The organism is Thermus sp. KWY1 (assembly GCF_057547025.1).
This window is the reverse complement of record NZ_BAAJPG010000023.1, coordinates 38,438-58,615: the sequence shown is the minus strand read 5'-3', so window position 1 is coordinate 58,615 and position 20,178 is coordinate 38,438. Positions and strand designations below refer to the sequence as shown.

21 protein-coding genes are annotated in these 20,178 nt (G+C 65.9%); 15 read left to right on the top strand and 6 right to left on the bottom strand.

What is annotated here, in order from left to right; all coding sequences use genetic code 11:
- Positions 1-37: 37 nt before the first annotated feature.
- A complete protein-coding gene (locus AC27GT_RS06940) occupies positions 38-472 on the bottom strand; it encodes a universal stress protein (protein WP_028493756.1) in 435 nt (144 codons plus the stop codon).
- Between the two features lie 46 nt (positions 473-518).
- Here AC27GT_RS06940 and rlmB point away from each other — a divergent pair, with 46 nt between their 5' ends.
- From rlmB to AC27GT_RS06915, 5 genes are read left to right on the top strand one after another with little or no spacing between them, the layout of a single operon-like run.
- Entirely contained in the window at positions 519-1,235 is a 717-nt protein-coding gene (gene rlmB / locus AC27GT_RS06935) for a 23S rRNA (guanosine(2251)-2'-O)-methyltransferase RlmB (protein ID WP_038028712.1), read from the top strand.
- Positions 1,236-1,239: 4 nt separating this feature from the next.
- On the top strand, positions 1,240-2,310 hold the full coding sequence (locus AC27GT_RS06930; RefSeq protein ID WP_038028715.1) for a M20 family metallopeptidase: 1,071 nt from the start codon (positions 1,240-1,242) through the stop codon (positions 2,308-2,310).
- Entirely contained in the window at positions 2,295-2,531 is a 237-nt protein-coding gene (locus AC27GT_RS06925; protein WP_038028718.1) for a hypothetical protein, read from the top strand. Before AC27GT_RS06930 ends, AC27GT_RS06925 begins: the two co-directional genes overlap by 16 nt.
- The gene (locus tag AC27GT_RS06920; protein WP_054391557.1) at positions 2,528-3,436 is read left to right on the top strand and encodes a glucokinase; all 909 of its coding nucleotides are present in this window, start codon (positions 2,528-2,530) and stop codon (positions 3,434-3,436) included. Before AC27GT_RS06925 ends, AC27GT_RS06920 begins: the two co-directional genes overlap by 4 nt.
- Positions 3,423-3,644 carry a DUF2905 domain-containing protein gene (locus tag AC27GT_RS06915; protein ID WP_038029865.1) on the top strand — a complete coding sequence of 74 codons (222 nt, stop codon included), beginning with the start codon at positions 3,423-3,425 and terminating at the stop codon, positions 3,642-3,644. Before AC27GT_RS06920 ends, AC27GT_RS06915 begins: the two co-directional genes overlap by 14 nt.
- On the opposite strand, the gene AC27GT_RS06910 is transcribed toward AC27GT_RS06915, so the two are convergent.
- Entirely contained in the window at positions 3,555-5,276 is a 1,722-nt protein-coding gene (locus AC27GT_RS06910) for a hypothetical protein (protein ID WP_487223783.1), read from the bottom strand. The genes AC27GT_RS06915 and AC27GT_RS06910 overlap by 90 nt on opposite strands.
- Positions 5,277-5,428: 152 nt before the next feature.
- Here AC27GT_RS06910 and AC27GT_RS06905 point away from each other — a divergent pair, with 152 nt between their 5' ends.
- From AC27GT_RS06905 to AC27GT_RS06880, 6 genes are read left to right on the top strand one after another with little or no spacing between them, the layout of a single operon-like run.
- Positions 5,429-6,262, top strand: coding sequence for a hypothetical protein (locus tag AC27GT_RS06905; RefSeq protein ID WP_267261768.1), 834 nt, complete (start codon positions 5,429-5,431; stop codon positions 6,260-6,262).
- A gap of 52 nt (positions 6,263-6,314) precedes the next feature.
- The gene (locus AC27GT_RS06900) at positions 6,315-7,157 is read left to right on the top strand and encodes a hypothetical protein (RefSeq protein WP_054391552.1); all 843 of its coding nucleotides are present in this window, start codon (positions 6,315-6,317) and stop codon (positions 7,155-7,157) included.
- Complete coding sequence (locus tag AC27GT_RS06895; protein ID WP_054391550.1) at positions 7,154-7,642, top strand: hypothetical protein; 489 nt, start codon at positions 7,154-7,156, stop codon at positions 7,640-7,642. Before AC27GT_RS06900 ends, AC27GT_RS06895 begins: the two co-directional genes overlap by 4 nt.
- Position 7,643: 1 nt before the next feature.
- The gene (locus AC27GT_RS06890; protein ID WP_054391549.1) at positions 7,644-10,757 is read left to right on the top strand and encodes a hypothetical protein; all 3,114 of its coding nucleotides are present in this window, start codon (positions 7,644-7,646) and stop codon (positions 10,755-10,757) included.
- Between the two features lie 31 nt (positions 10,758-10,788).
- On the top strand, positions 10,789-11,949 hold the full coding sequence (locus AC27GT_RS06885; protein WP_267261771.1) for a hypothetical protein: 1,161 nt from the start codon (positions 10,789-10,791) through the stop codon (positions 11,947-11,949).
- A gap of 15 nt (positions 11,950-11,964) precedes the next feature.
- Positions 11,965-12,396 (top strand): hypothetical protein, encoded by a 432-nt coding sequence (locus AC27GT_RS06880; protein WP_054391547.1) that lies wholly within the window; start codon positions 11,965-11,967, stop codon positions 12,394-12,396.
- A 38-nt stretch (positions 12,397-12,434) separates the two neighbouring features.
- On the opposite strand, the gene folE is transcribed toward AC27GT_RS06880, so the two are convergent.
- The 4 genes from folE to AC27GT_RS06860 are packed head-to-tail and all read right to left on the bottom strand — an operon-like array spanning position 12,435 to position 14,992.
- Positions 12,435-13,043, bottom strand: a complete 609-nt coding sequence (folE, locus tag AC27GT_RS06875; RefSeq protein ID WP_028493750.1) for a GTP cyclohydrolase I FolE — start codon at positions 13,041-13,043, stop codon at positions 12,435-12,437.
- 38 nt (positions 13,044-13,081) lie between these two features.
- Positions 13,082-13,774: a gamma carbonic anhydrase family protein gene (locus AC27GT_RS06870; RefSeq protein WP_015718262.1), complete on the bottom strand. Its 693-nt coding sequence runs from the start codon at positions 13,772-13,774 to the stop codon at positions 13,082-13,084.
- The gene (locus AC27GT_RS06865) at positions 13,755-14,135 is read right to left on the bottom strand and encodes an NUDIX hydrolase (RefSeq protein ID WP_015718263.1); all 381 of its coding nucleotides are present in this window, start codon (positions 14,133-14,135) and stop codon (positions 13,755-13,757) included. Before AC27GT_RS06865 ends, AC27GT_RS06870 begins: the two co-directional genes overlap by 20 nt.
- Complete coding sequence (locus AC27GT_RS06860) at positions 14,126-14,992, bottom strand: DUF1028 domain-containing protein (RefSeq protein ID WP_019550382.1); 867 nt, start codon at positions 14,990-14,992, stop codon at positions 14,126-14,128. Before AC27GT_RS06860 ends, AC27GT_RS06865 begins: the two co-directional genes overlap by 10 nt.
- Before the next feature lie 52 nt (positions 14,993-15,044).
- On the opposite strand from AC27GT_RS06860, the gene typA reads away from it, so the two are divergent.
- From typA to phnE, 4 genes are all read left to right on the top strand, one after another.
- Positions 15,045-16,808 (top strand): translational GTPase TypA, encoded by a 1,764-nt coding sequence (gene typA, locus AC27GT_RS06855; protein WP_126201014.1) that lies wholly within the window; start codon positions 15,045-15,047, stop codon positions 16,806-16,808.
- Between the two features lie 53 nt (positions 16,809-16,861).
- Positions 16,862-17,725, top strand: a complete 864-nt coding sequence (locus AC27GT_RS06850; protein WP_015718266.1) for a phosphate/phosphite/phosphonate ABC transporter substrate-binding protein — start codon at positions 16,862-16,864, stop codon at positions 17,723-17,725.
- Positions 17,726-17,786: 61 nt separating this feature from the next.
- Positions 17,787-18,536: a phosphonate ABC transporter ATP-binding protein gene (gene phnC / locus AC27GT_RS06845; protein ID WP_028493745.1), complete on the top strand. Its 750-nt coding sequence runs from the start codon at positions 17,787-17,789 to the stop codon at positions 18,534-18,536.
- The gene (phnE, locus tag AC27GT_RS06840) at positions 18,533-20,158 is read left to right on the top strand and encodes a phosphonate ABC transporter, permease protein PhnE (protein ID WP_015718268.1); all 1,626 of its coding nucleotides are present in this window, start codon (positions 18,533-18,535) and stop codon (positions 20,156-20,158) included. Before phnC ends, phnE begins: the two co-directional genes overlap by 4 nt.
- Positions 20,159-20,178 lie beyond the last annotated feature (20 nt).

Below are 20,178 nucleotides of genomic sequence, written 5' to 3'. Positions count from 1 at the left end.
CAGCCAGGGCTCCCCCAACCGGGCGGGAAGATGGAGTTTAACGGCACCGCACCACCAAAACGGGTATCCCCACCCGGTGCAAGACCCCCTCGGTCACCGAGCCCAAAAGGAGCTTGTCCAGCCCGGTGCGCCCGTGGGTGCCCATGACCAGGAGGTCGAATCCCTTGGCCGCCTCCACGATGGTGGGTATCGGCACCCCCTCCTTCACCTCCCCCGTGGCCTCCACTCCCTTCTCCTGGGCCAGGCTCAAGGCCTTGGCGATGGCCTCCTCCCCCGCCTTCTTCAGGTCCTCCAGAAGCTCAAGGCCATAAGGAACGCTCTCGGGAGCGATCCAGATGGCCTGGGCGGGATTCTCCAGCACGTAGAGGAAGTGAACCTTGGCCCCCAAGGCCTTGGCCAGGGAAAGGCCGTGCTCCAGGGCCTGGAAGCTACAGGAGCTTCCGTCCGTGGGCATCAGGATGGTCTTGTACATGGCTCGCCTCCTTCGCCTTCATGATACCCCGTCGTAAACTCAGGCCATGTGGATCTACGGAAGGAACCCGGTCCTCGAGGCCCTGAAGGAGGGCCGGGTGCGGCGGGTTTTGGTGGCCCGGGGGGTGGAGGCCTGGCTTTTAAGGGAGCTGGAGAAACTCGGGGCGGAGTACACCCTGGTGCCCCGGATCGAGCTGGATACCCTCCTGAGAACCACCCACCACCAGGGCCTGGCCGCGGAGGTGGAGGAACCCCGCTACGCTCCCTTGGAGGAAGCCTTCCTTCTGGCGGAAGCCCGCAAGGAGCTTCCCCTGCTGGTCTTCCTGGACGGCATCACCGACCCCAGGAACTACGGGGCCATGATCCGAAGCGCCCTGGCCCTGGGAGCCCACGGGGTGGTGTCCGAGGAGCGCCGAAGCGCCCCCCTTTCGCCCCTGGCCCTGAAGGCCAGCGCCGGGGCCGCCTTAAAGCTTCCCGTGGTGAAGGTGAAAAACCTTCCCCGGGCCCTCGAGGAGGTTAAGCAAAAGGGGCTTTGGGTATACGGCCTGGATGTTAGGGGGGGGAAAACCCCCAAGGAGCTGGACTTCCAAAGGCCCCTGGCCCTGGTGGTGGGCTCGGAAGGGGAGGGTATGCGCCGGTTGGTAAGGGAAAGCTGCGACGAGCTTTTCCGCATCCCCATCCGGGAGGAGGCCGAGTCCCTGAACGCCTCCGTGGCCTTGGGGATAGCCCTCTACATGGCAGCCCTGGGCCGGGGTGTAGGATAGGGTCGTGGACTGGATCCGGCTTCTTTCCCGCCTCCTCCAGGCGGAAAGCCTCCCCGGGCAGGAAGGGGAGGCGGCGGCCCTCCTCCTGGAGGCCCTTAAGGGCATGGGCCTGTCGGCCACCCTGGACGAGGCGGGAAACGTGGAGGCCCTTCTGGGGGAGAAGGAACCCGAGGTGGTGCTAACCGGGCACCTGGACGTGGTGCCCGTGGGGGATCCCCTGCACTGGCCCTACCCCCAGGGCACCGTGGCCCAGGAGGCCGTCTGGGGCCGGGGGGCGGTGGACATGAAAGGGCCTTTGGTGGCCATGCTCCTGGCCCTCGAGGCCCTTGCCCAAAGAGCCCTCAAGGGACGGGCGCGCTTCCTCGCCACGGTGCAGGAGGAAGTGGGGGGCCTGGGAAGCCGCCATGCCGCAAAAAGGCTTTCCCCCCTGGCCTTCATCCTGGGGGAGCCCTCAGGAAGAAGGCTCATGCGGGGCCACCGGGGCCGGGCGGAGGTCTGGGTTGACTTTGAAGGGGAGGAAGCCCACGCCGCCCTCTCGGGCCCGGAAAACCCCCTCTTCGGCCTCGGAGAGTACCTCCTGACCCTAAAGGAGCTTCCCCTTCCCCCCGGCCTCAAGCTCACCCCCACCCGGGTGGACACCTACCCCGGGGCCCGGAACCAGACCCCCGGAGTGGTGCGCCTGTACCTGGATGTGCGCTACGAGCCCGAGGCCAACCTGGAAGCTCTTTTGGAAAGGCTCAAGGCCCTGGGGGATGCCTCGGTCTACATTCCCGAGGAGGAGCGGGCCTCGGGGGAGGTGCGCCTCGTCATCCCCGCCCTCTGGCCTCCCTACCGCCTGCCGGAGGACCACCCCGTGCTCCTTGCGGCCCTTAAGGCCCTGGGCCAGGAAGGGGCGGGCCTTTGGCCCTTCACCACCGACGCCCCCTATCTGGGCACCAAGGCTCCCGTCTTGGGCTACGGCCCGGGGGATCCCTCCTTAGCCCACACCCCCAGGGAGCATATTCCCTTGGCCGAGGTGGAAAGGGCCGCCCAGGACTACGTGCGCCTGGTGGAGGCTTTATGGAACGCCGCTTGATCGCCGGCACCCCCTACCGGAAGCTCCTCACCGCCCCCCGGCCCGTGGCCGAGGGAGTGAAGGCGAGGCTCGAGGCCAGGGGCATCCCCGTAATCCTGGAAACCCCTTTTTCCGGTCTGCCCGAGGCGGCCCTGGGCACCTACATGGGAGACGTGAACCTCTTTGTGCCCGAGGCCCTTCTGGGGGAAGCGGAAGCAGCCCTGGAGGAGGAGATCCCATGACCGTGGTGGGCCTGGACCTAGGGGGCACCAAGATCGCCGCCGGGGTCTTTGACGGAACGAGGCTTCTTTCCAAGGTGGTCCTCCCCACCCCCGAGGAAGGTGGGATGGCGGTGGTGCAGGCCCTGGCCGAGGCCACCAGGAAAGCGGAGGCGGAGGCTGGGGTGGAGGGTGTGGCCATCGGCCTGGGCACCCCGGGGCCCCTGGACTTCAAGGAGGGGGTGATCCGCTTCACCCCCAACATCCGGGGCCTCGTGAACTTCCCCATCCGCCGCCTTCTGGAGGAGGCCACCAAAAGGCCCGTCCATCTGGAAAACGACGCCAACGCCGCCGCCTTGGCCGAGCACCACCTGGGGGCGGCAAGGGGAGAGGGTAGCTCCCTCTTCCTCACGGTATCCACGGGGATCGGGGGTGGGGTGGTCCTGGGGGGGCGGGTCTTGAGGGGGGAAAGAGGGCAGGGAGGGGAGCTCGGCCACATCACCCTGCTTCCCGGGGGGCCGGTGTGCGGCTGCGGGCTGGAGGGGTGCCTCGAGGCCCTGGCGGCGGGCAGGGCCCTGGAGCGGGAAGCCTCCTACGCCTACCACCGCAAGGTGGATACCAAGGAGCTCTTCCAGCTCTTCCAGGAAGGCGAGCCCAAGGCCCGGCGCATCCTCCTCCAGGCAGCCCGCTATGTGGGCATGGGCCTGGCCAGCCTGGTCAAGGCCTTCGACCCCGGGGTGGTGGTGGTGGGCGGGGGGCTTGCCCTAAACGCCCCCCAGGCCTACTGGGAAGCCTTGGAGGAAGCCTACCGGCACTACCTGGCGGGCTGGGAGGCTCCCCCCTTGCGCCGGGCTCTTCTGGGAGGGGAGGCTGGGCTCTTGGGTGCCGCCCTCACCGCCTATCTGGAGGTTCGGGATGGAGGTGGGTAAGGCTCTACTTTTCCTGGGAGTTTTGCTGGTCCTTCTTGGCCTGGTGCTCCTCTATTTCCCCAAGCTCTTTTCCTGGTTCGGCCACCTGCCGGGGGACATCCGCATAGAGCGGGAAGGTCTACGGGTGTACATTCCCCTCACCTCGGCCCTGGTTCTTTCCCTTCTTCTCACCCTGCTCTGGAACCTCCTCGGCCTTCTTCGCCGCTAAGACCCACACGTCCACCGGAGCCTTGCCCGAACGGAAGGTACCCTCGTCCGACCGCGGGCGGTAGGCCCGCAGGGTACACTCGGCCACCCCCACACCGGAAAAGCGGAGGTGCAAAGGACCAGGGGGAAGGAGAAGCCGATGGGCGAAGGATTCCTCCAGGCGCAGGTGCCCTTCCCCCCAGGCCCCCCGCACGCTTAAAAGAAGCCCCCAGGAATCCTCAGGAGCATAGGCCTCCCCCAGAAGCTCCAACACCGCCTCCTCCTCCAGGGAGGAAAAGTCCAGGTGCGCCTTCTCCCCCGGTTCCAGAAGGGCCAGGCCAAACCCCTGCCCCAGGGGGAAGACGCCTTCGCTCCCTTGCGTGAGCAAGGCGAGTTCCCGTCCCAGCCCTCTTTTGGCCCACACCCTTCCCCCGCTTAGAAGAGCCTCCCGTAGATGAGGGTCAAGAAGGCTTTCGTAGCTTTCCCCTAAGACTTTTCGGTGCCAAGCCTCCACCTGGCCGCGCCCCGCCAAGGCCAAGGCGGTGGCCGCCCGCTCGTGGAGCTCGTGCCTCCGGCCCGGGGACAGGGTGGAATAGAAGAGGCGGCGCTCCGCCTCCCTGGCGAAGCGATACCCTCCCTGGTACACCAGCCACCCCTTGCGCTCCAGCTCCTCCAGGTAAGGCAAGGCTCCGAGGGCATCCAAGACCTGCTCGGGGATGAGGCCGGAGACCACCGAAAGCCGCTCCAAGGCCACCCGGGCCGGCTCGCTGAGCCAGCGGGCCTTAAGGCGAAGCTGGGCCAGGGGGCGCTGGGGGGAAGTGGCACACGCCAGCCACTCGGGTATCCACTCCGGCTGCCCTCCCGCCAAGAAATAGGCCCCCGCCGCCTGCTGGAAGGTGTACCCGGCCAAAAGCCCCTCCCGGGCCTCCAGCCAGCTTAAGGGAGCCAGCTCCAGCACCCGCATGCGCTCTGGGGGATAGTGGGCCCTTAGCTCCAGGAAGAAGCGGGGGTCCTCCCCGGGGTCCAGGCTCAGGACCAGAAAAGCCTTGGAGCGCAGGATTTCCCGCACAGGCACCTGAGGGTAAGGGGATTCCAGGTAAACCAGGCCCTCCGGACGCAGGCTCTGGTGAAAGGCCAAGCCCAGGATCCGGGCCAGCTCCTGGGCCAAGGCCCGCTGGCCCGCTCCAATCCGCCCCCTTAAAACCAAGAGAAAGGGGGGACGCAAGGCAGCAAGCTCCCGCAAAAGCTCCTGGCGCCAGGGAAGGCCAGGAGCGTACTCATGGCGGGCGCGCACCTCCTGCACCCACTCCCACAGGCTTCCCACTTCCTCCAAGCCCTCCAGGGCTTCCCCGTGCCCCGAGGCTTCCAGCTTCAGCCAGGAAGGTAAGCTCAGGGGATCCTGCCCCTTGGGAAACACCTCCCGCCCAAAGGCCTGGCCCAGGCGGTGGAGCTCCACCCGCAGGTTCTGCAGGGCCGAGCCGTGGCCGTAGAGGAGGTCAGCCAGGCGGGCCCTCGAGGTGGGTCCCTCGAGGGCCAGGTAATAAAGGAGGGCAAGCCCTTTCCGGGAAAGGCGTACCTCCTTGCCCTGGCAAAGCACCCTCGCCCGGCCAAAAAGGGGCAGGGCATAAACGGGATCGTTAAGGGCGCGTTTCAAAGCGTTACCTTCCTTGCCCTCCATACTACCACATCCCTGGAAGTTCCCTAGGCTACGGGTCTTCTTCCTGTAACGCTTCCGTAACGCTCCTTCCCTTAGGGTGAGGGCGTCCTGAGAGGCCACCACCTCGAGGGGCAGATTCGGAGGGAAATATGCGCAAAGGCATTCTGGCAGCAGTATTGGTTTTGGCACCCCTGGCCCTGGCCCAGGCTCCCACCGTGGCCCCCACCAAGGGTAACGGCCCCGACGCCTACGCCAAGGGCGCCGATTCGGCCGCCGTGAACCAGACCATCGAACTCATCCTCCCCAAGGCCACGGCTTTGCACCTGGACGTGACCACCCTGACCTTTGACCTCACGGGGCTGGACGGAGCGAAGTGGCCCAACTCCAACCCGGACTTCGGCGGGCAGATGGTGTGCGTCTACGGGCTTGCGGACAAGGATGTGCAAACCAAGCTGGGGGACAACTTCTACAACCAGGTGCAGACCCTGCCCCTGGGCACCAGCTACAAACCCGCCACCTGGCCCAATATCGTCATCAATGGTGGCGGGGCGGTGACTGCCTATCCTCCCATTAAGCTGGATAAGGACGGGGAACTGGTGCCGGGGAGCAAGAACTACTTCGTCTGCTACCGCACCTTCGTTCTGCAGAAGTTCTCCAACGGGAAGCAGTGGCACCTGACCGTGAACCGCAACGACCCCGAAGGAACCCAGGGCATCCAGCACCTTTACATCCAGGATAACCCCTGCGACACCTTCGGCGCGGCCACGGGGCTTTACGAACTCCCCAACGGAGCCACCCTGGAACTGGTACCCCGCAATCTGCAGGCCGGCCCCACGGGAACCCGCTCCGGCAACAACCCCGAGCGGTGCGGCTACAAGAGCTGGCTGGATGACCTGGTGGTGGTGGCCGTCAAGGTCAACAGCGACCTCTGGGGCAAGAGCACCGCGAACCTCACCTACACCCTGGCCACGACTGCTTGGTAAGCGACCTTGAAGGCCTGGCCCTAGGGCCAGGCCTTCGCCCTTTCGGTGAACCATGAAACGAATCTTTCCCTTCCTCCTCACCCTGGCCCTCGGCGCCCTGGCCCAAAGCACCCTGGGTGTGGAACCCCCTGTACTCCTCAAGGAGGCCAAGCCGGGGGAAATCCTCACGCAAACCCTCACGGTCTACAACGTGGGCACCCGCCCGGTGCGGGTACGGGCCAGCCTGGGGGACTGGACCTACGATCCCATGGGAAAGATCCAGTTTCTCCCCACGGGCTCGCTAAGGGAAAGCGCAAGCCCCTGGGCCACCTTCTCCCCGGCGGAGTTCCTGCTTGAACCCAAGCAGAGCCGGCCCCTCACCTACACCCTCACCGTGCCCAAGGAAGCCACCCCCGGCACCCACTGGGGCATCCTCTTCCTGGAATCCGAGGATCCCAACCCACCTCCCGGGGTGCCCCTGGCCACCTTCCGGGTGCGCATGGCCCATGTCTTTTACGTGAACATCGCCCCCCTGAGCACCGCCGGGCGCATCACCGGGATCGTGCCCAGCCCCCCCAAGGCCTCCCAGGATCCCTACCGCTTCGCCATCCAGTACCAGAACACCGGCAACACCGCCCAGAAGCTTTCCGGCCGCTTTGAGGTGCGGGATGGCTCGGGGCGCAAGGTGGCGGAGGTGGAGGTGGAGGAGGTGGTGGTCCTGCCGGGCCAGGTGCGCATCCTGCCCATCACCCTGGTGGGTCCCTTGCCCGTGGGCAACTACACCGCCCTGGCCATCCTCAACTACGGCGACGCCACCAAGGACGTGGCCGCAGACCTTCCCTTTACCCTGCGCACCCCCTTGAGCGCCCCTCCTGCGCCCCCTGCGGACGAGGGGGAGAAAGGAAAGACCCCATGAGAAGTTGGCTAACCGCTTTCCTCTTGCTGGTTACCCCAGCCCTGGCCCAGGCCACCTGGATCGTCCAGACCTTGATCCCCGAAACCATCGCCCTCCGCACCCCCACCACCCAGATTGCCTTTGAACTTCAGGACTACCCCCCCAAGGCCTTCCCCGCCACCTACCCCGCCAGCAACCTGGAAGGGGGCATCCTGCCCGTCCAGGTCTTCTCCAACGCCCCCGGGGTGTGGAGCCTCCTCCTGCAGATTCCGGATCTCAAGGATCAAAACGGGGTTTTGCTTCTGCCTGCCAGGCAGGTCCTCTACCGGGTGAATGGGGGGCTTTGGCTTAGGGCCGACGGCACCCCGCAGATCATCTACACCCAGGCGGGCCCCACGGGGGACTGGCTGGAAATCCACCTGGAGTTTGCCCTCGAGCTTCTCGGCAACGAGCGCGCCGGTAGCTACGTGGTCCAGGCCCTGGTCACCGCCTTGAGGCAACCTTGAGATGAGGCGTTTCCTGGCTCTTTTCCCCCTTCTTTTGGGCCTGGCCTGGGCCCAGGTGCGCTTCCTCCCCACCCCTGGCCTCGCCGGGGTCCCGGGGGACTACCTCACCTTAAGCCTAAGGGTGGAGGGAACAGGGTCGGTGCGCTTCCGCCTCTTTCCCCCGGAGGGCTGGCAGGCTCTTTCCCAGGAAAGGCAGGCGGTGCTGGAGGGAAAGGAGGAAACCCTGAGCTTCACCCTAAGGGTGCCGCCTCTGGCTGCAGGCACCCAGGGGAAGGCCTTGGTGGTGGCCTACGAGGGGGAAAAGGAAGTGGCCAGGGCCGAGGTGGCGTTAAAGGTATTGCCCTTGATCCAGGTGGCCCTATCCGCTCCCGCCACCCTCGAGGCCAGCTTGGGAGGACCCTTTGAGTTTCCGGTCTACGTCAGCAACCGCTCCAACCAAAAGGAGGAGTTCCTTCTGCAGGCGGAGGCCGCCATGTTCCAGGTGTTTTTAAACCCGGCTGGCCTGAGCCTGGCTCCCGGGGAAACTGGGGTGGTGCGGGTGCTGGTGAACCCACAGGGGGAAATCTCCGCCGGATACCGCTTCTACATGAAGCTTCGGGTCACCCCCAGGACCCAGCCCGAGGCCCGCAAGGAAGCCGGGATCATCGTGCTTTTCAAGGACCCCTTGCTGGCAAGGGGCCAAAAGGGCCGGGACCCTGAGCTCACCCTGGGCCTAGGCGTGGCCTTGAGCCTGGGGGCTACCTTGGAACGAGGCCAGCTCCAGGGGCAGGTGGGCTACCTTCTGGCCCCGAGCCTCAGCGGAGCCCTCTCGGACTACGTGACCGCCACTGCCGCCCCAAGCCCCCTCACGGGGGATTTGCAGAATCCCTTGCGCCTGCCCCAAACCCTTGCCTTAAGCCTCAAGGGGGAGGGCTGGGAGGCCCGGGCCCAAGGGGGGCAGGGAAGCTTCGGCCTGGCCACCACCTTCCGCCTGGATCCCGTGCGGCTTAGCCTCGAGGGCACCTACCGCCCGGAGGCCCTGGCCCTTAGGGCCGGCGCGGTAAGCCTGGACAAGAACCTGGACCTTCAGGGGGCCCTCTCCACCCAGACTGCCCCCACGGGCCGCCAGGACAACCTTAGCCTGCGCTACCGGCTTCCCCTGGAGGGGGGCTTCAACCTGGGCCTCGGCACCGACCTCAGCGGCCAGACCGGGGAGGGCTACCGCCTTTCCCTGGGCTTGAGCCAAAGCCTCACCTGGCAGACCCAGGACCTGGAGCTGGTGCAAAGCTACGGCGGCATACCCCTGGCCGGCCTTCACACCCTGGGCCTGGCGGGAGGCACCCGAAACCTCTACCCCTTGGGCCTTCGTGGAAGCACCAGCTGGCAGCTTGGCCCCAGCCAGGGCCTTTGGCAAAACCAGCTCACCCTGTATGCCCAACCCGTGGCCGGAGCCTTCCTGAGCCTTGCGGGAAGCTACCGCCAGCAGGGGGAAAACCGGAGCTTCGGCCTGGCCCCAAGCCTTAGCACCACCTTTGGCGAACCCGGGGTGTACGCCGGAAGCCTCAGCCTGGGCTACGGCTTGAACCGCAGGCTTTCCGGGGAGGCCCCGGAGAACCAGAGCTACCAGGCCAGCCTCACCCTGGGTACCCGCAACCTCAGCCTCTCCGGCTACCTGCGCTACCTCCTCCAGGAGAACCCCTTGTGGGAAGGAAGTCTTTTGCTCCGGATGGCCCTGGAGGGAGGGAGCCTCGAGGGGCAGTACCTGATCAAGCGGGGAACGGAAAAGGACCTCACCCTCTACGGGGCTGCCTGGAACCAGCTTTGGCCCGGAAGCCTGCAAAGCCGCCTTTTCTACGAGTACCGCCTGGAGGAGGCCACCAGCCAGCGCCTGGGCCTTGCCCTAGCCCAGCGCAACTTCCTGGAAGCCGGCCTCTCCTTGGGAGCCTCCTATACCCTTCTCCTGCAGTCCGGGGAAGCCCGCCACGCCTTTGGCCTCAGCCTGGCCTACACCCAAACCTTTACCTTCACCACCCCGAAGGAGATGGTGGACCTCTTTGGCGGCCGCAAGGGTGGTGAGGTGGTGGGCCAGGCCTTCCGCGACGAAAACCTGAATGGACGCCTGGATCCCGGAGAGGCGCCTTTGGCGGACGTCCGGATCTGCCTGGGAAAGACCTGCGAGACCACGGACGCCCAGGGCCGCTACCGCCTCTTCGTGGCCCCAGGCGAAGGTGCCCTCGCCTTCCCCAACCTTCCCGCCACCCTGGCCCTTCTGGGGGAGGAACGGGTACAGGTCACCTTAAACGCCAGCCTGGAGAAGAACCTCCCCTTCGCCCCCGCCACCACCCTGGTCGTTCAGGTGCTGGACGGCGGAAACGAGCAGGGTCTGGCCTTCGCCGGCGTCTGCGCCGAAGGGCTGGTGAAGCGCTGCACCCGGGCGGATGCCAACGGCCGCGCCCTCATCGGGGGGCTTTTCCGGGGGGAGTACCGGGTCTACGCCGACCCCCGCTACCTGCCCGAGGGCTACCGGCAGGAAGGCGGGGTCCAGGCCCAGGTGGATCCCAGCGCACTCCCCAAGGCCATCCAGGTGGTGGCCCTCCCCCCCAAGCGGGAGGTGGAGGTGACCTATACTGCAGGCCGCCTCAGCCTGGTGGCCACCGCCGATCCCACCACCCCCATCGCCGGAGCGGAGGTGGAGGTCAAGGCTTTGGTCCAGGGAGAAGCAGAGGAGGTCTTTCTGGACCTACCTTCGGGACCGGTGCCCCTGAGCCGCCAGGAAGGAAACTACTACACCGCCCGGATCCGCCTGACCCTGCCCCCGGGGTTCCACACCCTTTCCGTCAAGGCCAGGGGTCAGGGGGAAGCGGAGGCTCCCCTCTTCCTTCAGGTGGTTTCCGGCTCCCTTTATAGCCCCAGTTCCCTGGAAGGACCCAAGGTGAAGATCGCCCTGCGCTTCCGGGCCACCCAGGTGGCCCTCACGGAAAAAGGCCAAAGCTTCGCCCTAAAGAGCGAAGACGGCTACACCTGGACCGGGGAGGTGCCCTTGAGCCCCGGTCGCTACACCCTTTTGGTGCTGGCCGACGGGGAAAGGCTAGGACAGCTGGACCTGGCCATCCCCTCGGAGAGCGCAAATCATTGAGGTAAAGGATTCAGGAAAGGAGAGGATGGGTATGCGGTATTGGTACGGGATTCTTTTAGCGGTGGGGCTCCTTGGAGCCTGCTCCCAGGCTCCCCAAGGCGTGAAGCCCCAGGTGGCGGTAGGCGCCTCGGTGACGGTGGAAAAGACGGCGGTGCCCAAGTTCAAGCGCACTTACCGCTGGACCATTGAGAAGAAGGTGACGGACCCGGCAAGCGGAACCCTTACCCTGGCCCCAGGGCAGTCCTACCTGGTCAAGTATGCGGTATACCTGGTGGGCACGCCCACGGATTCGGACTTCCAAGTGGAGGGCACGGTCACCATCAAGAACACAGGCGGCGTGGATGTCCTCCTGGAAGCTCCCAGCGATACCCTCTCCTCAGGGGAGACCGTGACCCTTAACTGTGGTGTAAGCTTCCCCTACACCCTGCCCGCAGGGCAAGCCCTTAGCTGCACCTACAGCCAAGCCCTGCCCAACGGGCAAAGCCGGACCAACACCGCCACGGTGAACTGGACCAGCAACGGGGAAAGCGGCACTGCCTCGGGCCAGGCCAGCTTCGCCTTCACCACGCCCACCCAGGTGGTGGACGGCAGCGTGCAGGTAAGCGACCCCTCGGCCACCCCGGTCAGCGCCATCAGCGGCATCACCCCCGAGGGCGTGATCTCCCAGACCTACTTCTTTGAGCGCTGGGTCAGCTTTGATAAATGCGGGGAGTACCAGGTGGACAACACCGCCACCTTCACCACCTCCACCACCCAGACCCAGGGTTCCGCCTCGGCCACGGTAAAGGTTTCCGTACCCTGTGCGGGTGGGTGCACCTTAACCCAGGGCTACTGGAAGACCCATTCCCGCTATGGCCCCGCTCCCTACGACGACACCTGGGCAAAGATAGGCGAGGATACTCCCTTCTTCATTTCTAGCCAGAGCTATCACCAGGTTCTCTGGACCTCACCCAGGGGGAATGCCTACTACATCCTGGCCCATCAGTACATCGCCGCCAAACTGAACACCCTGAACGGAGCCTCCACCACCCCTGAGGTGGATGCGGCCCTGGCCTGGGCGGAAGGCTTCTTCGGCACCTATAAGCCCACCGACTCCCTGAGCAAGACCTTGGCCAACCAGGCCAAGGGGTACGCCGCCACCTTGGACAGCTACAACAACGGCCTCATCGGCCCCGGTCATTGCTCAGAGTAAAACCCTGGAGGAAGCATGAAAAAGATCGGCTGGCTCTTGCTCCTCGCCCTTGCGGCCTGCTCGGCCCCTCAGGGCATCAAGACCACGGGGAAGCTGCGCATCCAAAGCGTCCAGCCCGATGTGGTCTCCGGGTGCACCGTGCGGGCCGGGGATTGGATGGCCCTTAAGGGCAACACCTTTGGCACGCAGGAGGAATGGGATGCCGGCATCAACCGCGCCCTGTTTCCCCCGGATCCAGGCCTGCCCGCGGAAAACCCCGAGATCACCCAGGCTGAGAATCCCGCCACCTTGATGTTCCGCGTGCCCATGGGAGCAGAAAGCGGCATTCTGAGGATCCACGTGGAAGGCGTGGGGGATGCGGAAATCCCCATTGCGGTGGAAGGCATCTCCCCTGAAATGGCGGTGCCGGGATGCGAACTGCCTGCACCCCCGCAAAACCCTGACTAGAAGCACCGGACCAAGCCCCCCTGCCTGAGCAGGGGGGTTCACTTTAGGTGGCTCAGGAACTCCTCCCGGGTCTTCTGGCTTTCCCGGAAGACTCCCAGCATGGCGCTGGTGGTGGTGCGGGAGTGCTGCTTCTCCACCCCCCGCATCATCATGCAGAGGTGGACCCCTTCCACCACCACCCCCACCCCCTGGGGCTCGAGGATCTCCTGGATGGCCTCGGCGATCTGCACCGCCAGGCGCTCCTGCACCTGAAGCCTTCTTGCAAACATGTCCACGATGCGGGCGAACTTGGAAAGGCCCAGGATCTTCTCGCCCGGGATATAGCCGATGTGCACCTGGCCGAAGAAGGGCAGGAGGTGGTGCTCGCACATGGAGTAGAACTCTATGCCCTTCACCACCACCATCTCGCTCCCCTCGGCGGGGAAGAGGGCCCCGTTGACGATGGCCTTCAGGTCCTGGCGGTAGCCCCGGGTGAGGAAGGCCCAAGCCTTGGCCACCCGCTCGGGGGTTTTCACGAGGCCTTCCCGGCTGGGATCCTCCCCGATGACCTCCAGCCACTCCGCCGCAAGGCGCTTCAGGCGCCCCAGGTCCACGTGGGTTTCAAAGGTAAGGCCCGTATCCTCGAGCTCCACCATCTTGCGCTCCATCTTGCCACCTCCGTTCCTCCCCCTGTGTGGCCTCGGGCTCACTCCGGGGCGAGGAAACCCTCCTCTACCAGGGGCAGGGCCTCTTCCAGGGCCAGGGGAAACCCCTGGGAAGCCCGCCTCAAGGCTTCCAGGGCTTCCTTCCGGGTGCGCTTCAGGTGGAGGTGAAGCTCGCTAAAGGGGTTTAGGGCATCCTGGCCTCGCAGGGTAAGGCGGTAGCGCCTGGGAAGGTCCATGGCCAAAAGCCCCTTTCGGTACCGCTCCGCCAGGGCCCGGTACCGGGGAGCATTGCCCGGGGGCTCGGCGGGACCCTTGACCCGGGCTGGAACCCCCAGGGCCAGGGCGCCCTCGGGGATCTCCATCCCCGGGGGAACCACCGCCCCTGCCCCCACCACCGCATTCCTGCCCACCCGGGCCCCGTTCAGCACCACCGCCCCCATGCCGATCAGGGCTCCTTCCTCCACCACCGCCCCGTGGACCACCGCCCGGTGCCCCACGGTAACCCCAGCACCCAAAAGGCAGGGAAAACCCGGGTCCGCGTGGAGAACGGCGCCATCCTGGACGTTGCTTCCCGGGCCGATCACCACCCGCTCCAGATCCCCCCGCACCACGGCGGCAAACCAGATGGAGGCTCCCTCCCCCACCTCCACCTCCCCCACCACGTAGGCCCCGGGGGCGATGAAGGCGCTGGGGTGCACCCTGGGAAGCTTGTCCTCAAAGCGGTAGACGCTCAAGGGCCACCTCCAGAAGGCGCAGGTCCTCGGGGAAGGAAAGGAGCAAGCGGGCCTCCTCCAGGCTGAACCACCCCAGGCCCGTCATCCCCTTTTCCAGGCGGGGCTCGCCGGTGCCCCGCATGAGGAACCAGTGCACCTCCCGCTCCACTCCCTTGGCGTTCACGTAGCGGGTGGGGAAAAGGGGAGCCAGGACCTCCGCCTTTACCCCGGTTTCCTCCAGGACCTCCCGCACCGCGGCCGCCTCGAGGGTCTCCCCCAGCTCCGGGTGCCCCTTGGGGAAAACCCAGAAGCCCATGCGATCGCGGAGGAGGAGCACCTCCCCCTTCTCGTTGAAGACCACACCTCCCGCCCCTAGCTCCATGGATACCTCCTCTTGAGGTAGCTCAGGGTGGCCTCGTCCACCTCCGGGCCTCCCTGGTAGCGCTCCTCCAGGTTCTCCATGCCGATCAGGGCAAGAAAAGCGCGCTCCGTGGCCTCGTCAAACTCCCCATGCACTTCCCCTGCGTAAAGCCCAAGGCTCCGGAGCACCCCCTGCAACCACCGCACCTCCTCCGGGGCCAAGGGGCGGCGCTCCTTGGGCCTTTCAAAGAGGAGGCGGTGGAGGGAAAGCAGGCGGAAAAGCTCCTCCACCGGCTCCGGGTGGTCGTCGGCCCGGAGGTCGATGTACCGGTCCCAAAGCCCTCCGTACCCCTTGCCCTCCCCCACCACCAGAAGCGCCGCGGACTGCTTGCCCCTTTTATCCCCTCCCGCTTCCTCCCCCGCCTTTAAGGCCAGAAGGAGCCTTTCGGGAAAAGGAACCCGTTCCTCCTGCAGGAAGGTTTCCACCATGGCCTCCACCACCTGGGGACCCGCCAGAAGGTTGCCCTGGGCGGCGAATCCCTTCCCCGCCCTCCCCCCGGCCCAGGGATGGCACTCCCCTCCGGTAAAGGTGAGGGCCTCGCCGCGGGCGCTCACCAGGCCGAACTGGCGCCTTTCCAACCCGGGATCGGTGCGCCGGAAGGCCTCTAGGACCCCTTCTGGGCTTGCCCCTTGCTCCAAAAGGGCAAGCCCCTGCGGCCCAAAGCGGGGGTTGGCGTAGGACTGGGTGGCGATCGCCCCCACCCCCGCCCGGGCAAAGGGTACCACCGAGCCCACCGCCAGAAACTTGCTGGCCACGGCCACGCCCAGGTCCCCGGTTTCCGGGTCCTGGGCCACCAGGGAAAAGGTGGCCACCACCATGCCCCTATCCTACGCGCCCCCACGTGGTAGAGTGGGAGGATTGGGTGCGCCCATGGAGATTAGAAACATTGCCATCATTGCCCACGTGGATCACGGGAAAACCACCCTGGTGGACGCCATGCTCCGCCAGGCCAAGGCCCTGGCCAAGGAAGAGGGGGAGCGGATCCTGGACTCGGGCGACCTGGAGAAGGAGCGGGGGATCACCATCCTGGCCAAGAACACCGCCGTGGTCTGGGGTGGGGTGAAGATCAACATCGTGGACACCCCCGGCCATGCGGACTTCGGTGGGGAGGTGGAGCGGGCCCTTTCCCTGGTGGACGGGGTGCTCCTTCTGGTGGATGCCGCCGAGGGCCCCATGCCCCAGACCCGGTTCGTTCTGCGGAAGGCCCTCCAGGCTGGGCTCAAGCCCATCGTGGTCCTCAACAAGGTGGACAAGAAGGAGGCCCGCCCCGACGAGGTGCTCAACCTCACCTTTGACCTCATGGTGGAGCTGGGGGCCACGGAGGAGCAGCTGGACTTCCCCTACCTCTACGCCATCGGCCGGGATGGCCGGGCCTGGCGGGAAGTACCCAAAGAAGATCTCTCAGAGCTTTTCCAAACCATCCTCGAGCACATCCCCTCACCCAGGTGGGAGGAAGGGCCGTTCCAGCTTCTGGTGGCCAACCTGGACCACTCCCCCTACCTGGGGCGGATCGCCATCGGCAAGGTGGCCCGGGGCCGGGTGCGCAAGGGGGAAAGCGTGGCCATCTTGAAGGAGAGCGAGGTCCTTTCCGCCAGGGTGGTAGCGGTCTACACCCACCAGGGCCTGGAGCGGGTGGAGGTGGAGGAAAGCCTCCCCGGGGACATCGTGGCCCTGGCGGGAGTGGAGGGCGTGGGAATCGGGGACACCCTGGCCGCCAGAGAAACCCCCGAGGCCCTTCCCCGCCTTAAGGTGGACGAGCCCACCGTGGCCCTCACCCTCACCGCCAACACCTCCCCCTTCGCCGGACGGGAGGGAGCGTACGTGACGGGTCAGAAGCTGAAGGAGCGCCTCCTTAAGGAGCTTCGCACCAACGTGGCCCTCCAGGTGGAGGAGGTGGGCCCCGAGGTCTTTGAGCTGAGGGGCCGGGGGGAGCTCCATCTGGCCATCCTCCTGGAAACCATGCGCCGGGAGGGCTACGAGTTCAGCGTGGGCCAGCCCCGGGTGCTCACCAAGGATGGCCTCGAGCCCTACGAGCTTCTGGTGGTGGAGGTGCCCCAGGACCGCTTCGGAAGCGTCATGGAGGCTTTGGGAGCCCGCCGGGCGGAGATGGTGCACATGGAGGTGGGGGAAAGGGTGCGGGCGGAGTTCGTGGTCCCGGCCCGGGCCCTTTTCGGCTTCCGTAGTCTTTTCCTTTCCCTTACGGGAGGAGAGGGGCTTCTAAGCCACACCTTCCACGGCTTCGGCCCCGAGGCCGGCCCCATCCCCACCCGCACCACGGGAAGCGCCGTGGCCATGGAGGCCGGGGTGGCCACCGCCTACAGCCTGAACCGCCTGCAGGAGCGGGTCCAGTTTTTCATCGAGCCGGGCACCGAGGTCTACGTGGGCATGATCGTGGGGGAGCACGTGCGGGAAAACGACCTGGATGTGAACGTCACCCTCGCCAAGAAGCTCACCAACATCCGGGCGGCGGGCTCCGATGAGAACATCCGCCTGGTACCCCCAAGGCGGCTTTCCCTGGAAGAGGCCCTGGAGTTCCTGGCCGAGGATGAGCTTCTGGAGGTAACCCCCAAAAGCCTTCGCCTGCGCAAGAAGGTGCTGGACCCTTCCCAGCGCAAACGCCTGGTGGGGAAGTAAACCCCCCTTGCCCCCGGGTCCAAGCGGTGTAGAATCGGCCCGTGAAGCGTTTCATGCTTTTCCTTTTGGCCCTCCTGGGCCTTGGCCTGGGTCTTGCCCAGGCCCCGGTAAAGGTGCGCATCGGCTTTAATCCCACCCAGAACTCCGACCAGCTCAAGGCGGCCGCCCAGGCCATCGCGGATTACATCGAGAAGGAGTTCAGGGGGACGGTGGAGGTGGAGATCTTCGTCCCCACCGAGTACCGCGGCCTCATCGAGGCCATGAGGGCGGGGAAGCTGGAGTTCGCCTTCTTCCCCCCCGACGGCTACGTGCTGGCCCACCGGGAAGCGGGGGCGGAGGTCCTCCTCAAGTCGGTGCGGAACGGCAGCCCCTACTACTGGTCGGCCATCATCGTGCGCAAGGACTCGGGGATCAAGAAGATCGAGGACCTCGAGGGCAAGACCATCGCCTGGGTAGACCCCCTCTCCGCCGCCGGCTACGTCTTCCCCCGGGCGGCCCTGGTGAGCCGGGGCATCAACCCCGACACCTTCTTCGCCAAGCAGGTCTTCGCCGGCAAGCACGACGCTGCCGTGCTGGCGGTCCTCAACAAGTCCGTGGACGCCGCCGCCACCTTCGCCAACGACGACAAGAACAAGTCCGGGGCCTGGACCCAGTTCCTAAAACCCGAGGAGGCACGGCAGATCACCGCCATCTTCTACTCCAAGCCCATCCCCGGCGACACCTTCTCCGTGGCCAAGGACTTCCTCAGCAAGTACCCCAACCTGGCCAAGGGAATCGCCGCCGCCATCCAGCGTTGCCAGGCGCCCAAATGCACCCTGCTCCAAAACCTCTACCGCATCGACTACATGGTCCCGGCCAAGGATAGCGATTACGACGTGGTGCGTGAGGCCCGGCGCATCTCCGGCCAGGATAAGTGAAGCCTTGACCCTCCGGGCCCCCAGGACCCCCTGGGGGCCTTTTTGGGGAAGCCGAGGAAACATGATCGCGGTCAAGAACCTGAGCAAGGTCTTTCCCGACGGGACCCGGGCGCTTTCGGAGGTGAACGTCTCCATACCCCAGGGCGACTTCGTGGCCATCATCGGCCTCTCGGGTGCGGGGAAGAGCACTTTTTTGCGCACCTTAAACCGCCTGGTAGAGCCCACCACCGGCGAGGTGTGGGTGGGAGGGGTGGAGGTGACCAGGCTTTCCCGCAAGGAGCTCCAGGCCTTCCGCCGGAAGGTGGGCTTCATCTTCCAGCAGTTCAACCTGGTGCAGCGCCTCACCGTCCTGGAAAACGTGCTTCACGGGCGCCTGGGCTACCTGCCCACGTGGAAGGGGCTTCTTGGGCTCTACCGGGAGGAGGATACCGCCATCGCCCTCGAGCAGATCCGTCGGGTGGGGCTTCAGGGAAAGGAGCAGGCCCGGGCCGACCAGCTTTCCGGGGGCCAGCAACAGCGGGTGGCCATCGCCCGCGCCTTGGCCCAGGAACCCCAGCTGATCCTGGCGGACGAACCCATGGCCAGCCTGGACCCCAGGCTTTCCGATGTGATCCTGGGCATTCTCAAGGAGTACAACCAGGAAAAAGGGGTGACGGTCCTGGTGAACATCCACGTGCTGGAACTGGCCCGGCGCTACGCCCGGCGCATTCTGGCCTTCAACCGGGGAAGGCTGGTCTTTGACGGTCCGGTGGAGGCCCTGACCCTCGAGGTGGAACGGATGGTCTACGCAGGCAACCTGGAGGCTCTATGAACGTGGCGGTTTTCCTGCTGGGTCTGGCACTGGCGGGTCTCCTCGGCCTGGGCCGGGGCTCCATGCGCCGCTACCTGGTGGCTGCGGCCTTGGGTCTCCTGGTGGCCACCCCCACCTTCCCGGTGGTGGAGGCTGTGGGGTACCTTTCCCGGGAAACCCTGGGGCCCACCCTCCTGGCCCTCCTCCCCATGGCCCCCCACCTGGCCCTGGTTCCCTTAGGAGCCCTTTTGGCCTTGCTCCTGGCCCACTTCGGCGGGCGGGCCGCAGGTGTCGGAGGCGTGCTGGGTGGGGGCTTGGCTCTTGCAAGCCTTCTGGTCTTCCTCCAGGGCCCTGCCCACCTGGTGCGGCTTAAACCCCTCCCGGGGCTTATGGAGGGAGTGGTGGCCCTAAGCCTCCTGGTTCCCTTCGTGCTCCTGGCCGTCTGGCGCAGGAAACAGGCTGGGCTTTGGCTACCCTTGGGGGTGGCCCTGGCCCTTTCCACCTTCGCCTGGCTCAACTCCCCCCAGGCCCACACCTACTTTCCCCGGATGGAGGGCTACTACAAGCTCATCCTTCCCGCCGAGCCCGGGACCGAAGAAAAGCTGGTGGCGGCATACAACCAGGGCCTGGAGGAGCTAAACCGGGTGCGGGAAGAAATCGGGCTTCCCCCCTTAAAGCCCATCCGGGACCTCACGGGCCTCAACGAGGGGCGCCTGCCCCAGGAGGTGGCCCAGGCAGGCTACCGGCTCCTGCAACCCCAGTCCACCGCCTACGGGAACGTGGCCCTTCTCCTCTTCCTGGGGGTGATGATGGGCTCGGGGATCTGGCTTCTTTTCCGACCTAAGCTGGCGCAACCCGATGACCTCCGCACGGGCCTGGTCCTGGCCCTGGTGGCCGCCAGCGTCTTTCCCGCCTTTGACGCCACCGAGTTTGACCTGGGCAAACTGGTCAAAGGCTGGCCCTTCCTGGTGAACTTCCTGGACCGGGCCTGGCCCCCCAATCTGGCCCAACCCCAAAGCGGCATCTACCCGCTCCAGAGCGTGGCCAGCGAGATGCTCCTGACCCTGGAAATCGCCCTGGTGGGCACCCTGCTGGCCGCCTTATTCGCACTGCCCACCAGCTTCCTCGCCGCCCGCAACCTCACCTTCCAGAACCCCCTGCTCCGCGTTCTCTTTTATCTGATGCGGGGCTTTTACAACGTGGACCGGGGGGTGGACACCTTGATCCTGGCCCTGATCCTGGTGGCGGCAGTGGGCCTGGGCCCCTTCGCCGGGGTGCTGGCCATGGCCATCCACTCCATCGCCGATCTGGGCAAGCTTTACTCCGAAGCCATAGAGAACGTGGATAAAGGACCCATCGAGGCTTTGGAGAGCGTGGGGGCCAGCGGGAGCAATGTGCTCCGCTGGGCTATTCTGCCCCAGGTGCTTCCCCTTTTCGTGTCCTATACCCTGTACCGCTTTGAGATCAACTTCCGGGTATCCATCGTCCTAGGCTTGGTGGGGGCTGGAGGGATTGGCTTTTTCATCAAGGGTGCCATGGATGCGGGCCACTACGACCAGATGGTGATCGGCATCATCGCCATCGTCATCGTGGTGAACCTGATCGACTTTGCCTCCAGCTGGCTGCGAAGCCGCCTGGTGTAGAAAAAACCGGGCCCCACGGG